General features: G+C 71.1%; 14 protein-coding genes. 4 read left to right on the top strand and 10 right to left on the bottom strand.

The genetic code is table 11. The features are described 5' to 3' along the window. Positions 1-50 precede the first annotated feature (50 nt). The 3 genes from QRN49_RS15105 to dapE all read right to left on the bottom strand — a co-directional run bounded on the left by QRN49_RS15105 (position 51) and on the right by dapE (position 2,680). Positions 51-221, bottom strand: a complete 171-nt coding sequence (locus tag QRN49_RS15105; protein WP_017887054.1) for a DUF3117 domain-containing protein — start codon at positions 219-221, stop codon at positions 51-53. A 147-nt stretch (positions 222-368) separates the two neighbouring features. Then, complete coding sequence (locus tag QRN49_RS15100; RefSeq protein ID WP_284756559.1) at positions 369-1,613, bottom strand: hypothetical protein; 1,245 nt, start codon at positions 1,611-1,613, stop codon at positions 369-371. After that, positions 1,598-2,680 (bottom strand): succinyl-diaminopimelate desuccinylase, encoded by a 1,083-nt coding sequence (gene dapE, locus QRN49_RS15095; RefSeq protein WP_071404160.1) that lies wholly within the window; start codon positions 2,678-2,680, stop codon positions 1,598-1,600. The genes QRN49_RS15100 and dapE overlap by 16 nt, the downstream gene beginning before the upstream one ends. 151 nt (positions 2,681-2,831) lie before the next feature. Here dapE and dapD point away from each other — a divergent pair, with 151 nt between their 5' ends. Next, positions 2,832-3,797, top strand: coding sequence for a 2,3,4,5-tetrahydropyridine-2,6-dicarboxylate N-succinyltransferase (gene dapD / locus QRN49_RS15090; RefSeq protein ID WP_284756558.1), 966 nt, complete (start codon positions 2,832-2,834; stop codon positions 3,795-3,797). Between the two features lie 417 nt (positions 3,798-4,214). Here dapD and QRN49_RS15085 read toward each other — a convergent pair whose 3' ends face one another. The 7 genes from QRN49_RS15085 to typA all read right to left on the bottom strand — a co-directional run bounded on the left by QRN49_RS15085 (position 4,215) and on the right by typA (position 12,248). Then, positions 4,215-5,513, bottom strand: coding sequence for a citrate synthase (locus QRN49_RS15085; RefSeq protein ID WP_111022616.1), 1,299 nt, complete (start codon positions 5,511-5,513; stop codon positions 4,215-4,217). A gap of 164 nt (positions 5,514-5,677) precedes the next feature. Beyond that, a complete protein-coding gene (dapC, locus tag QRN49_RS15080) occupies positions 5,678-6,796 on the bottom strand; it encodes a succinyldiaminopimelate transaminase (RefSeq protein ID WP_284756557.1) in 1,119 nt (372 codons plus the stop codon). A 12-nt stretch (positions 6,797-6,808) separates the two neighbouring features. Continuing rightward, positions 6,809-7,126: a ferredoxin gene (gene fdxA, locus QRN49_RS15075; protein WP_017887060.1), complete on the bottom strand. Its 318-nt coding sequence runs from the start codon at positions 7,124-7,126 to the stop codon at positions 6,809-6,811. A gap of 35 nt (positions 7,127-7,161) precedes the next feature. Beyond that, the gene (locus QRN49_RS15070) at positions 7,162-8,346 is read right to left on the bottom strand and encodes a PIG-L family deacetylase (protein WP_284756556.1); all 1,185 of its coding nucleotides are present in this window, start codon (positions 8,344-8,346) and stop codon (positions 7,162-7,164) included. Between the two features lie 19 nt (positions 8,347-8,365). Further along, positions 8,366-8,914, bottom strand: a complete 549-nt coding sequence (locus QRN49_RS15065) for a hypothetical protein (RefSeq protein ID WP_071404165.1) — start codon at positions 8,912-8,914, stop codon at positions 8,366-8,368. 117 nt (positions 8,915-9,031) lie between these two features. Continuing rightward, a complete protein-coding gene (locus QRN49_RS15060) occupies positions 9,032-10,225 on the bottom strand; it encodes an amidohydrolase (protein WP_220034921.1) in 1,194 nt (397 codons plus the stop codon). Positions 10,226-10,325: 100 nt separating this feature from the next. Then, entirely contained in the window at positions 10,326-12,248 is a 1,923-nt protein-coding gene (gene typA / locus QRN49_RS15055; protein WP_027464562.1) for a translational GTPase TypA, read from the bottom strand. 121 nt (positions 12,249-12,369) lie between these two features. Here typA and QRN49_RS15050 point away from each other — a divergent pair, with 121 nt between their 5' ends. The 3 genes from QRN49_RS15050 to QRN49_RS15040 all read left to right on the top strand — a co-directional run bounded on the left by QRN49_RS15050 (position 12,370) and on the right by QRN49_RS15040 (position 14,456). Next, positions 12,370-13,119, top strand: coding sequence for a CPBP family intramembrane glutamic endopeptidase (locus QRN49_RS15050; protein ID WP_035807570.1), 750 nt, complete (start codon positions 12,370-12,372; stop codon positions 13,117-13,119). Between the two features lie 112 nt (positions 13,120-13,231). After that, positions 13,232-13,711, top strand: coding sequence for a peroxiredoxin (locus QRN49_RS15045; protein ID WP_111029557.1), 480 nt, complete (start codon positions 13,232-13,234; stop codon positions 13,709-13,711). Between the two features lie 193 nt (positions 13,712-13,904). Beyond that, positions 13,905-14,456: a PH domain-containing protein gene (locus QRN49_RS15040; protein WP_284756555.1), complete on the top strand. Its 552-nt coding sequence runs from the start codon at positions 13,905-13,907 to the stop codon at positions 14,454-14,456. Positions 14,457-14,509: the final 53 nt, after the last annotated feature.

Raw genomic sequence — 14,509 nt, 5'->3', positions numbered from 1 at the left:
AGGCCCGGAGCGTACACGCTCCGGGCCTTCCGTTCTGGTGCTTCGACGTACTAGGCCGAGACGACCTCAGCGAGTGCGTCGTGGAGTTCCTTGGCCTCGGCATCGTTGACCGAGACGACCAGGCGGCCTCCACCTTCGAGCGGAACCCGCACGATGATGAGTCGACCCTCCTTAACAGCCTCCATCGGCCCGTCACCGGTCCTCGGCTTCATGGCTGCCATCAGATGTCCCCTTTCGTGCAGTAAATGCTGTCCCATTATCCCGTATGGAGGGGGCAACTGCGAAACCGCCCAGGTTGGGGGTGTCGGATGCGACGTTCTGATGCTCCGCAGAACGCGGATCCACGGGCCTCCCGCGCCCCGCATCGATCACGGCGGGGTCCAGTCGTAGCCGTCGATCCACCACGTGTAGTACAGCCAGACCCACTGCAGCCCGACGAACGCGACGACGACGGCCACGCGGTACACCCGTGACCGCGGCAGCGCCACGATGCCGAGCAACGGCGCGATCGGCACGAGGATGCGCCAGGTGCTCGACTGCGGGAAGAACACCGCCAGCAGGTACACCAGGTACGCCACGCCCCAGAGTCGCAGCTCGATGCCGATCCGGCGCGCAGCGGGCATGCACACGAACGCCGCGAACCCGACGAGCACGACGACGAGCAGCACCGTGCCGGCCGGCTGCCCGAACCACCACCCGAACCCCTGCGCCCACGGCGCGAACGGCACGAGTTCCTTCCACCCGATGTACGACGACCGCCAGGCGAGCTCGGTGTCGGTGTAGGCCTTCGGCACGCCGGTGACCGCCCACGCGATGGCCGGCCAGGCCAGACCGACCAGACCCGACACCGTGGCGACCACCGCGGGTGGGACGAGCCGGCGGAGGGTCAGCGGTTCCGACGAGCGCACCCACGCCGGGCGGATCGCCCACGCGGCCACGAAGAGCACCACCAGGAACGCGAAGGCGAGCCCCGTCGGTCGGGTCATGCCGAGCAGGAGCACGACGGGCAGCATCGCCCACCACCGTCGATCCACCATGAGCAGCAGCGCGACGAGCAGCAGGAACAGACCCATCGACTCCGCGTAGGCCACCTGGAACATCGCCGACACCGGTGCGACGCAGAACAGCACCGTGGCGAACGTCGCCCGCGCGGGGTCGAGGAACCGTCCCATGAGCCGGCGGAACACCAGCGCGGCCCCGAGTCCGGCGAGCAACGACACCGAGACCGCGACGAACTCGAACGACGCTCCGGTGAGCAGCGTGAGCCCGCGCACCAGGAACGGGTACGCGGGCATGAACGCCCACGCGTTCTCGGTCACGTGCCCCGCGGCGTCGACGGGCAGCGTCGACGGGTACCCGCCCGTGGCGATCACGCGGTACCAGGCGCCGTCCCAGATCGACGCGAACGACAGGTACCCCGGGCTCTGCACGGTGAACGAGTTCGCCGCCTGCACGCGGGCGAAGGCGAGCATCATCGCGCCCGTGACGAGCCGCGCCAGCACGTAGACGACCGTGATGCGCACCCACCACGGGACGACCCGGTACCGGGCCAGCCAGCGGTTCCGAGCAGGGGTCCTCCGGGTGGCCCCCGCCGTCGTCAGGCCGTCAGCCACCGACGCAGCCCGGCCTCGACCGCGGTGATCTGCGCGACCGGGACCTGCTCGTCGTCGTGATGGGCGAAGACCGGCTCGCCGGGCCCGTAGTTGACCGCGGGGACCCCGAGCGCCGAGAAGCGTGCGACGTCGGTCCAGCCGTACTTCGGACGGGGCTCCGGTCCGCCGACGGCCGCGACGAAGTCCTGCGCGAGCGGGGCGTCGAGCCCGGGGCGGGCACCGGCGGCGAGGTCGACGATCGTGACCTCGTACCCGTCGAACAGCTCGCGGATGTGGGCGACGGCTTCGTCGGCCGAGCGCGAGGGAGCGAACCGGTAGTTCACGTGCACCATCGCCTCGTCGGGGATGATGTTGCCCGCGATGCCGCCGCTGATGCCGACCGCGTTCAGGCCCTCGCGGTACTCGAGCCCGTCGACCGTCACGGTCCGCGGTTCGTACGCGGCAAGGGTGGCCAGGATCGGGGCGGTCTTGTGGATCGCGTTGTCGCCGATCCAGCTCCGGGCGCTGTGCGATCGCTTGCCGAACGTGCGGATCTCGGCGCGGAGGTTGCCGTTGCAGCCACCCTCGATCTGCGCCCCGGACGGCTCGCCCAGGATCGCGAAGTCGGCGGTGAGGAGTTCGGGTCGCGTCCGGGCCAGGCGGCCGAGGCCGTTCAGGGCGTCGCTGACCTCCTCGTGGTCGTACCAGACCCACGTGACGTCGACCGAGGGGTCGACCAGGTCGTACGCCAGCTTGAGCTGCACCGCGCAGCCGGCCTTCATGTCGACGGTGCCGCGGCCCCAGAGGATCTCGGTGCCGTCCTCGGTGGTCCGGAACTCGGTCGGCAGGTTGTCGTTGAGCGGCACCGTGTCGATGTGACCGGCGATGACGACCCGGCGGTCGCGGCCCAGGTTCGTCCGCGCCACGATCGCGTCGCCGTCACGGATCACCTCGAGGTGCGGCAGCGGTGCGAGCACGGCCTCGATCGCGTCGGCGAGGGCCTGCTCGTTCCCGGACACCGACTCGATGTCGCAGATGGCACGGGTGATGTCGATGGACGAGGCGGTGAGGTCGAGGTGCTCCGGCATGCGGGCAGCCTACCGGCCGCCCCTCGCACCGCCCCGGCAGTCCGGACGGTCGGGAACCCCACCGACCCGGCAGTCGGGACGGTCGCGACCCCACCGCCCCGGCCGTCCGGCCGGACGGTGCCCGCCGACGGCCGCTCGGTACCCTGGAGCCGTGACCGACACGACTGCCACCGACCGCCCGACCCACGCCTGGGGCCACGGCCTCGCGACGATCGCCGCCGACGGCACGATGCTCGACACCTGGTACCCGGAGACGCACCTCGGCCCGCTGCCCGCCGACGCCGTGTTCCCCGCCGAGCTGCAGGCGCACGTCGGTGACGACCCCCGCCGCGAGGTCCGGATCGAGGCCGTCACCACCGAGATCACGATCGACGCCGCTCCGACGAGCACCCCGGACGCGTACCTCCGCCTGCACCTGCTGAGCCACCTGCACGTGCGCCCGAACGAGGTCTCCCTCGACGGCCTCTTCGGCCACCTGCCGATCGTCGCGTGGACGAACGCCGGCCCGGTGCACCCCGATTCCCTGACGCGCCTGCGGCCGTCCCTGCAGCGCGCCGGCATCGCCGTGCACGCCATCGACAAGTTCCCGCGCCTGCTCGACTACGTCGTGCCGGACCGCGTCCGCATCGGCGACGCCAACCGCGTCCGCCTCGGCGCACACCTGGCGCCGGGCACGACCGTCATGCACGAGGGCTTCGTGAACTTCAACGCCGGCACCCTCGGCGACGCGATGATCGAGGGCCGCGTCTCGCAGGGCGTCGTCGTCGGCAACGGCACCGACATCGGCGGCGGCGCCTCGATCATGGGCACGCTTTCCGGCGGCGGCACGCACCGCGTCTCGCTCGGGGAACGCGCGCTGCTCGGCGCGAACGCAGGCCTCGGCATCTCGCTCGGCGACGACTCCGTCATCGAGGCCGGGCTCTACGTCACGGCCGGTACGAAGGTGGTGCTGGTCGGCGCGGCACCGAACCCCGACGGCACCCCGAAGACCGTCAAGGCCGCGGAGCTCTCCGGCACCCCGAACATCCTGTTCCGCCGCAACAGCATCAGCGGCGCCGTCGAGGCGCTGCAGCGCAAGGGCGAGGGCATCCAGCTGAACACCGCGCTGCACGCGTAGCGCTCTGCCCCGCCCCGCGAGCGGTCACGACGCGCCGCCTGCGCGCGCCGAGGGCGCACGAACTGTCGCTCCGGCACCCGCCGGACGACAGTTCGCGACCACTCGGCGGAAGTGAGCGGCGCGTCCCACGATCGCGCACCCACCGACGCACCCGCCTGGAGGCCCGGAGCCGGTCAACAAGACCGGCACCGGGCCTCCAGGCGGTCGTGTCCAGAGCCCGCCCCGCCCCGCGAGTGGTCACAACACGCCGTCCGCGTGCGCCGAGGGCGCACGAACCGTCGGTTCGACACCCGCCGGACGACAGTTCGCGACCACTCGGCGGAGGCGAGCGGCGCGTCCCGCCGGACGGCGGCACGCTGCGCACAACGCACGAGCGCGCCGCCCCACGGAACCGTGGGGCGGGGCGCTCGGGGTCGGTCAGCGCCCGGGGACGTCGCGCTCGGGCGCACCCACGTAGAGCTGCTGCGGGCGACCGATCTTGTTCAGCGGGTCATTGTTCAGCTCGCGCCACTGGGCGATCCAGCCCGGCAGACGACCGATGGCGAACAGTACGGTGAACATCCGCGGCGGGAAGCCCATCGCCTTGTAGATGATGCCGGTGTAGAAGTCGACGTTCGGGTAGAGCTTGCGGCTGACGAAGTACTCGTCCTCGAGCGCGATCTGCTCGAGTTCCATCGCGATGTCGAGCAGGTCGTCCTGCACGCCGAGGGACTCGAGGACCTCGTGCGCGGACTCCTTGACGAGCTTCGCGCGCGGGTCGTAGTTCTTGTAGACGCGGTGCCCGAAGCCCATGAGCTTGACACCCTGCTCCTTGTTCTTCACCCGCTCGACGAAGCGCGTCACGGGCTCGCCAGAGTCCTTGATCTGCTGGAGCATCTCGAGCACGGCCTCGTTCGCACCGCCGTGCAGCGGGCCGTACAGGGCGTTGATGCCGGCCGAGATCGAGGCGAACATGTTCGCCTTCGTCGAGCCGACCATGCGCACCGTCGAGGTCGAGGCGTTCTGTTCGTGGTCCTCGTGCAGGATGAGGAGCCGCTCGAGCGCCTTCGAGAGCACCGGGTTGGGCTTGTAGGTCTCGGCCATGGTGCCGAAGTTCAGCCGCAGGAAGTTGTCGACGAAGGACAGCGAGTTGTCCGGGTACAGGAACGCCTGCCCGATGGCCTTCTTGTGGGCGTACGCGGCGATGACCGGGAGCTTGGCGAGGAGCCGGACGGTCTGCAGCTCGACCTTCTCGGGGTCGTCCACGTCCATGTCGTCCTCGTAGTACGTGGACAGGGCGCTCACGGCGCTCGAGAGCACGGACATCGGGTGCGCCGAGTGCGGCAGGGCGTCGAACAGGCGGCGGAGGTCTTCGTGCAGCAGGGTGTGCCGACGGATGCGGGCGTCGAACTGCTCGAGCTCGGTGGGGGTCGGCAGCTCGCCGTAGATCAGGAGCCACGCGACCTCGAGGAAGGTGCAGTTCCCGGCGATCTGGTCGATCGGGTACCCGCGGTAGCGCAGGATCCCCTGGTCGCCGTCGATGTAGGTGATCGCGCTCTTCGTCGCACCGGTGTTCACGAACCCGTAGTCGAGCGTGTTCATCCCGGTCTGCTTCTTGAAGGTCGAGATGTCGATCGCGGACGCGCCGTCGACGCTCTGCAGGATCGGGAACTCCGCCGTGCCACCCGGGAACGTCAGCGTCGCGGTCGCGCCCTGCTGTTCGGCGGCGGGACTCACGGGGACGGGCGTGGTGGGCGGTGTGGCCGTCTTCTGAGCGTCATTGGCAGTGTCAGTCACGAGGACAGCCTAATCGCGGCACCTGTCGGTCGTGCACACATCCCAGGTGACGATTTGGTGGTTCCCACGGATTGCGGGCACCACCGGAACGACTCGTGTCCGTGCTACGCGGTGCCGAGGCGACGGCTGCTCGCCAGTCGCTGGGAGGCCGCGGCGATGCGTTCGTCGGTCGCCGTGAGGGCCACACGGACGTACTCGCCCCCCGCTGCGCCGTAGAACGTGCCCGGTGCGACGAGGATCCCGCGGTCGGCGAGCCAGGCCACGGTGTCGAGTGCGGGTTCGCCGCGGGTGGCCCAGAGGTAGAGCCCGGCCTCGCTGTGGTCGATCCGGAACCCGGCATCCTCGAGTGCTCGCCGGAGCATGTTCCGGCGCGCTCGGTAGCGGGCCTTCTGCTGCTGCACGTGGGTCTCGTCCTGCAGGGCGACGACCATGGCCTGCTGCACCGGCAGCGGCGGCATGAGCCCGGCGTGCTTCCGGACGGCCAGGACCTCGGCCAGGATCGCGGCGTCACCGGCGACGAAGGCCGCACGGTAGCCGGCGAGGTTCGACTGCTTCGACAGCGAGTACACGCTGAGCACGCCGTCGAGCGAGTCACCGATCACCCGGGGGTCGAGGATCGTGGGCGTCGGGGTGGTGGCGTACTCCGGGTCCCACCCGAGCTCGGCGTAGCACTCGTCGCCGACGATGACGGCCCCCAGCTCGCGGGCGCGCACCACGGCGGCACGGAGCTCGTCGATGGTCAGCACGCGGCCGTCCGGGTTGCCCGGGGAGTTCAGCCACACGAGCTTCGTGGTGGACGGCCACGCCGCCGGGTCGTCCGACGCGAGGGCCTCGGCGCGGACCAGTGCGGCGCCGAGCTCGTACGTCGGGTACGCGGCGGCCGGGAACACCACGGTGTCACCGGGCCCGATGCCGAGCCAGAGCGCGAGGCCCGCGATGAACTCCTTCGAGCCGATCGTCGGCAGCGCGTTCGCCTCGGTCAGGGCGACGCCGTGCCGGCGGCCGTACCAGTCGGCGATGGCCTGCCGCAGCGCCGGGGTGCCGGCGACCTGCGGGTAGGCGTGCGCGTCGGTCGCGGTGGCCAGGGCGGTGCGGACGACCTCGGGCGTGGGGTCGACGGGCGATCCGACGCTGAGGTCGACGATGCCGCCCTCGTACGCCGCGGCGCGCTGCTTGAACGGGACGAGCTGGTCCCAGGGGAAGTCGGGGAGGTCGAGCGCCACGAGGGGGTCCGGTCAGCCGCGGACGGGCTCGGCCGCGACGACAGGGTGGTCCTTGTGGATCACGCCGACCTTCGCAGCGCCGCCGGGCGACCCGACCTCGTCGAAGAACTCGACGTTGGCCTTGTAGTAGTCGGCCCACTGGTCGGGCAGGTCGTCCTCGTAGTAGATGGCCTCGACGGGGCAGACCGGCTCACACGCACCGCAGTCGACGCACTCGTCGGGGTGGATGTAGAGCGAGCGGTCACCCTCGTAGATGCAGTCGACCGGGCATTCGTCGATGCAGGCACGGTCCTTGACGTCGACACAGGGCTGGGCGATCACGTAGGTCACGGTTCGGGTGCTCCCTTCGACGAGCGGGTTCGAGTCTACTCGCGGCCCGGGGCCGTCCGGGACCGCAGCCCCGACAGGTCCGGCCACGCGAGGACCAGGGCGGCGATGACCGCGGGGGCGAAGGTCCACACGTACCCGGCCGCGTTGGCGAGGACGAGCGGCGAGCTCTCCCCACCGACCGACACGAGCACCTGCGTCGCGACGAGGATCCCGATGCCGATCGCGGCGACCATCGCCCGCGAGCGGTAGACGAGCCGCACGCCCACGGTGAGGCCGAGCACGATGAGGGTGGTGACGACGAGTCCGACCGGGAACGCGCCGATCGTCTGCTGGTGCGTGACCGTCCCGAGCCCGCCGGCGAGCAGCCCGAGCAGCAGCGAGACGACGACCGCCGCGGCCTTGCCCTGGCCGGACATCTCGGCGTAGGTCTGCGGCGCCGTCGGCTGCGGGGCCGCGTCGTGCCGGAACGCCTCGACCGCCGGGGCGTGCTGCCGGACGCCGTGCGGCATCACCCACGACAGAGCGCTCGGGTCGGCGCGGTCCACGGGGTCGACGGCGACCTGGGAGCGGTACTGCTCGACGGCCGCACGCACCTTGGCCCGGACCGGCAGGACGTCGACCGTGACGTCGGCCTGACCGCTGGCGGGGTCGACGATCATCGAGAACGGGACCTCTTCGGCACGGGCCGCGTACTGCGCCGCGTGGTGCATCCGCACGTGGTCGGGGTGCCCGTAGCCGCCGTCGTCGGCGTAGCTGATCACGGCGTCGGCACCGGTGGAGCGGATCGCGGCACGGACGTCGTCCACGACCTCGCCCAGGTCGGCCGCCGTCAGCGAGTCGGCCGGGGCGTCGTCCGCGGCGGTGGCCCGCCCGTCCGGGCCCCACTGCATGCCCGAGTCGACGTAGCGACGCTCCGGCAGGTCGGTCGGCCGGGCACCGCGCCCGCCGAGCCACAGGTGCTGCGGACCGCCGAGGGCGGCGAGGGCAGCGGCGATCTCGGTCTCCCGGTGCCGTGCCACCCGCGCGGGGTCGCCCGCCAGCGGAGCCAACTGCTCCGTGAGCATCTCGCCGCGCTCGCCCCGGGTCGCGGTGAGCACGGTCACCTCGGCGCCGCGCTCGAGCAGGGTCGCGATGGTCCCGCCCGACGAGAGCGTCTCGTCGTCGGGGTGGGCGTGCACGATCAGGACGCGCTCCGGGCGCGTGGCGGGGGCCTTCGACATCGTCCCCAAGGGTACGGGACTAGCGGGGCGTGACGATGTAGGTCGCCGTGACGCCGCCGCTGTCCTTGGTCTCCGAGAAGGTCAGGACGACACGGTAGGCGTCGCTCCGGAACATGCCGAACGCGCTCGACGAGTCGGCACGCTTGGCCGACTCGGTGTACCCGGCGTCGGTGAGCTGCTGCACGGCGGCCTGGAAGTCGTCGACCGAGGCCGCCCGGACCTGCGCGACCCACCCGGAGCCGTTCGGGCCGGCTCCCCCGCCGAGCACGGTGCCGTCGACGAGCGGGACGTCGGCCGACGGGAACCCGTCCGGCACCTTGCCGTCGGAGGTCACGTCGGCGCCCTTGAGCGCCGTGTCGAGCGCGCCGTCGATGCCCCCGGCGACCGAGGACATGCCGTCCTGGATCGCCTTGCCGTCGATGCCGGCGACCCCGTCGGCGACGTTCGACGCGACGGAGGACCCGAGGTCGGTGGCCTGCTGCACGGCCTGGGTCGAGCAGCCGGTGAGTCCGGCCAGGGCGATGCCGGCAGCGACGGCGGCGATCAGCGGGGTACGGAGGGAACGCATGGCGCGACCGTAACGGACGAGCCGGGAGGCCCGGCGCGAGTTGGCTGTGAACGTGCCGTCCCCGGGGCGGTCACGTGCGCGGCGGGGCCGCCCCGGGCCTCCTTCCCGGAGAACGTGTCAGGCGACGTAGGCGCGCGTCGCCGCGACCAGGGCGTCGACGCCGACCGGGATCGCGGTCTCGGCCTGCGGCGCGTAGAACGGCGAGTGGTTGCTCGGGATCTCCTCGCCGCGGCGGAAGCGCTCCGGGTCGGTGATGCCCGTGAACCAGTACACGAGCGGCGCTCCGGCGGCGGTGGCGAGCTGGCCGACGTCCTCCGACGCCATGGCGAGCCCGATCTCGAGGTCGCGGGCTCCCGGCACCTCGGCGCGGATGGCCTCGAGCACGGTGGCGGCGGCATCGGCGTCGTTCACGGTGACCTCGGCGCCCGGAGCACGCACGATCGTCGGCTCGGACAGGCCACCGGCGGTGCTCTCGGCACGGACGATGCGCTCGATCGAGGCGATGATGCGCTGGCGGGTCTCCTCGTTGCGGGCCCGGGTCGAGATCTCGATGACGGCCTCGTCGGGGATGATGTTCGCCCGCGTGCCGGCGTGGAAGCTGCCGACGGTGACGACCCCCGCGTCGCTCGGCGAGACCTCGCGGGCGACGACGGTCTGCAGCCGCACGACGGCCGAGGCCGCGGTGACGACCGGGTCGAGCGAGGCCTGCGGCGCCGAACCGTGCGCCCCACGGCCGTTGAAGGTCACCGTCAGCCGGTCGCTCGACGCCATCACGGGGCCGGTGCCGACGGCGACGATGCCGACCGGTGCGGGCGCGGAGTGCTGCCCGAGCACGACGTCCGGCTTCGGGAACCGCTCGACCAGGCCGTCCTCGACCATCGCGCGGGCGCCGGAGATGACCTCTTCAGCAGGCTGGAAGACGGCGACGACCGTGCCGCGCCAGTCCCCCGTGGTGGCGACCAGGCGCTCCAGCGTGCCGAGCAGCCACGTGACGTGGATGTCGTGGCCGCAGGCGTGCATGGTCGGGACCTCGCGGCCCTCGTCGTCGGTGCCGACGTGCTCGCTGGCGTAGGACAAGCCGGTGCGTTCCTGCACGGGCAGGCCGTCCATGTCGGCGCGGAGCCAGACCACCGGTCCCTCGCCGTTCGACACGACACCGACGACGCCGGTGCCGCCGACGCCCGTCGTCACCTCGATCCCGCCGATCTCGGCGAGCTTCGCAGTGATGACACCGGCGGTGCGGTGCTCCTGGAAGCCGAGCTCCGGGTGGGCGTGCAGGTCCTGGTAGATCGAGAGCAGGTCGAGAGTCACGCGGACCACGGTACAACCGCGAACGGCCCGGCCACCTGTTGCAGGTGACCGGACCGTCGGACGGAGGACGGGCCTCCGCGCGTGTTGCTCGTGCTGGTGCTTACGCGTCCTGGCGCTTGAGACGCGCGTAGGAGCGCTGGCGAGCCGAAGCGTCCAGCTCGACCTTGCGGATGCGCACGGCGGCGGGGGTGACCTCGACGCACTCGTCCTCACGGGCGAACTCGAGGCACTCCTCCAACGAGAGCTGACGCGACGGCGTCATCGACTCGAACGTGTCGGCGTTGGCCGACCGCATGTTGGTGAGCTTCTTCTCCTTGGTGATGTTCACGTCCATGTCGTCGGCGCGCGAGTTCTCGCCGATGACCATGCCCTCGTAGACCTCTTCGGTCGGGTTGACGAAGAACGACATCCGCTCCTGGAGGTTCGTGATGGCGAACGGCGTCACCACACCGGAGCGGTCGGAGACGATCGAGCCGTTGATGCGGGTCTGGATCGCGCCGGCCCACTCGTCGTAGCCGTGGAAGATCGCGTTGGCGATGCCGGTGCCGCGGGTCTCCGTGAGGAACGACGTGCGGAAGCCGATCAGGCCGCGCGACGGGACGATGAACTCCATGCGCACCCAGCCGGTGCCGTGGTTCGTCATGTTCTCCATGCGGCCCTTGCGGGCGGCCATGAGCTGCGTGATCGCGCCGAGGTACTCCTCCGGCGTGTCGATCGTCATGTGCTCGTACGGCTCCTGCAGCTTGCCGTTCTCGTCACGCTTCGTGACCACCTGCGGCTTGCCGACGGTGAGCTCGAAGCCCTCGCGACGCATCTGCTCGACCAGGATGGCGAGTGCGAGCTCACCACGACCCTGGACCTCCCACGCGTCGGGGCGGCCGATGTCGAGGACCTTGAGCGAGACGTTGCCGACGAGCTCGCGGTCGAGGCGCTCCTTGACCATGCGGGCGGTCAGCTTGTGGCCCTTGACCTTGCCGACGAGCGGGCTGGTGTTCGTGCCGATCGTCATCGAGATCGCCGGGTCGTCGACCGTGATGGTCGGCAGCGGGCGGACGTCCTCGGGGTCGGTCAGGGTCTCGCCGATGGTGATCGTGTCGAAGCCGGCGACGGCGACGATGTCACCGGGGCCAGCCGACTCGGCCGGGTAGCGGTCGAGCGCCTTCGTGATGAGGAGCTCGGTGATGCGGGCGTTGACGACGGTGCCGTCGTGCTTGACCCACGCGACCGTCTGGCCCTTCTTCATGGTGCCGTGGAAGATGCGCAGGAGCGCCAGGCGACCGAGGAACGGGGAGGCGTCGAGGTTCGTGACGTGCGCCTGCAGCGGGTGCTCGTCGTCGTACTTCGGGGCCGGGACGTGCTGGAGGATCGCTTCGAACAGCGGCTCGAGGTCGTCGTTGTCGGGCAGCTCGCCGTCGTTCGGCTTGTTGCGCGACGCGGCGCCGTTGCGACCCGAGGCGTAGACCACCGGGACGTCGAGGATCGCGTCGAGGTCGAGGTCGTCGACCTCGTCCGACAGGTCGGAGGCGAGGCCGAGGAGCAGGTCCTGGGACTCGGAGACGACCTCGTCGATGCGGGAGTCGGGCCGGTCCGTCTTGTTGACGAGCAGGATCACCGGGAGCTTCGCGGCGAGCGCCTTGCGCAGCACGAAGCGGGTCTGGGGCAGGGGACCTTCGGAGGCGTCGACGAGCAGCACGACACCGTCGACCATGGAGAGGCCGCGCTCGACCTCACCACCGAAGTCGGCGTGACCGGGCGTGTCGATCACGTTGATGGTGATGGGGCCGTCCGCGCCGAACTCGGTCGCGTGCTTGCCGTTGTAGAGCACCGACGTGTTCTTCGCGAGGATCGTGATGCCCTTCTCGCGCTCGAGGTCGTTCGAGTCCATCATGCGGTCTTCGCCCTCGAAGTGGGCGTCGAACGAGTTGGTCTGCGTGAGCATCGCGTCGACGAGGGTGGTCTTGCCGTGGTCGACGTGTGCCACGATGGCGACGTTGCGCAGGTCGGACCGGGTGGCGAGCGCCATACAGGACATCCTTCAATTTCTGGGAGAGTGTCGGGCCAGTGTTTTCACAGCACCGCACCCGTGGGCAGAACGCCCGACACGCCAGTCTACCGGTAGTTCGCAAGCGACAGGAGTACAGCGCATGAGCCGTCGGCGAACGTGGGTCGAGATCACCATCGTCCTGCTGCTCTCGCTCGGTGCCAGCGCCCTCTACTCGATCCTGCAGATCATCGACGACCTGTCCCAGACGACCCCGCTCGGCGAGCAGTCGACGGCCCTGAACACCTCGTCGACGACGGTGCAGTACGTCGACCTCGCCCGGCAGCTCCTCGGCATCGCGGTGGACCTGGCCCCGGTGGCGCTCGTCTGCTACCTGCTGTGGAGCACGTCGCGACCGCACCTCGGCCGGCTCGGGATCGACCGGTTCCGAGCGAAGCCGGACCTGGGCGGCCCGGCGCTCATCGCCCTGTGCATCGGGATCCCGGGGCTCGCGCTGTACTTCGCGGGGCGGGCGCTCGGCATCACGGTCGCGGTCGACCCCGCCGCGCTGAACTCGTACTGGTGGACGGTCCCGGTCCTGCTGCTGTCCGCGATCCGCTCGGGCCTGCAGGAAGAGGTGATCGTGATCGGGTACCTCTACGCCCGTCTCGGTGACCTCGGGTGGGGCCGCTGGCAGATGATCCTGTCGACCGCCCTGCTGCGCGGCAGCTACCACCTGTACCAGGGGTTCGGGGCGTTCATCGGGAACGCGGTGATGGGCGTCGTGTTCGGCTGGATCTACACGAGGTGGGGCCGGCTCCTGCCGCTCGTCATCACGCACGCCCTGCTCGACGCGGTGGTCTTCGTCGGGTACCCCTGGGTGGCGCACGCGTTCCCGCAGCTGTTCTCGTAGGCCGCGGAGCGTCGACGCGCCGCTGGCCGTTCAGCGCGTCGCGGGCGCATCCACAGCCCCCGCACAGCGCGCCGAGGGGCAACCGCCGCCGGGCCGCCCTACCGTGAGACCCATGAGCATCCCCGCGATCGGCGAGTCCGCCCCGTCGTTCACCCTGCCGGGGATGGTCGTGCGCGGCGGCGTCCGCTCCGACGACGAGTACGACCTGTCCGCCGAGATCGGCCGGACCGTCGTGCTGGCCTTCTACCCGGGCGACGCGACGGCGGTCTGCACGGCCCAGCTCTGCAGCTACCAGGCCGAACTCGACGAGTTCACCGACCTCGGCGCGACGGTGTGGGGCATCAGCCCGCAGGCACTCGACTCGCACGAGGGGTTCGCCCGCGGGTCCTCGCTCGCGTTCCCGCTGCTCAGTGACACCGCCGGCTCGGTGATCCGCGCGTACGGGGTGCAGGCCCCGGGCATCGGCCTGCGTCGGTCGGTCTTCGTGATCGGCCCCGACGGCGTGGTCCGGTGGCGGCACATCGGCCTGGTCGGTCTGCGGTTCCCGAAGGCCGAGACCATCCGCGAACAGATCGAACTGCTCGTTTCGTAGTCCTCGGCGTGGGATTCCCCTGAATGCGTCGCGATGGGGTATTGACACCCCAACTGGGGGCGACGACCATTGACGGCACGAGGGTCCGTCCAGGATCTGCCTCCCCGGGGAATCGGGTCGTCCGGAGATACGCGCCGGTGTGTCACACCCGCTCCCCGGGCGTCTCCGGGGAGGCATCTCGTACCCTCGTCCGGTGCCCTCCACCATCGTCGCCCCCGGCCTGCGCGCCCTCGCCGTCGTCCTCTGGGTCGTGGCCGTCGTGCTCGTCCCACTGGCCCTGCTCGGCGGCGGCGCGCCCTGGCTCGTGCCGATCCCGAGCATCGCCGTCGCGTTCGTCGCCTGGGCAGCGCTCTGGCGTCCCCGGATCGAGCTGACGCCGGAGCACCTGCGCGTCGTGGACGTCCGGCGGACCAGCACCTACACCTGGTCCCGCATCAGCGAGGTGCGCACGAAGTACGGCATCGAGGTGGTCACCAGCGAGGGCGTCCGCCGCGTCTGGATCGCGACCCGCCCGACGGCGCGTCTCGCCGCGCACACCGGTGACAGGCCGGGAGGCCCGGATCGCCTGGACGTCGACGCTGCGGCCGCGCGGATGCTGGCCCACGTGCCCGCCCCGGCCGAGCAGGACGGCCCGCCCCCGTCGACCGTGACGGCTGCGCCGATCACGCACCGCACCCACGGCTGGACGATCCTGGCGATGGTCGTCCTCGGGGTCGCGGCGTCGCTGGCGGCGGCACGGTTCTGACGGTCACGACGCAGAACGACACCCCCGACGTCGTGCGACGTCGGGGGTGTCGT

It is taken from the genome of Curtobacterium sp. ME-Dv--P-122a, assembly GCF_030209645.1.
Lineage (GTDB): Bacteria > Actinomycetota > Actinomycetes > Actinomycetales > Microbacteriaceae > Curtobacterium > Curtobacterium flaccumfaciens.
The sequence above is the reverse complement of the archived record's forward strand: the minus strand, read 5'-3'. Positions and strand labels throughout refer to the sequence as shown.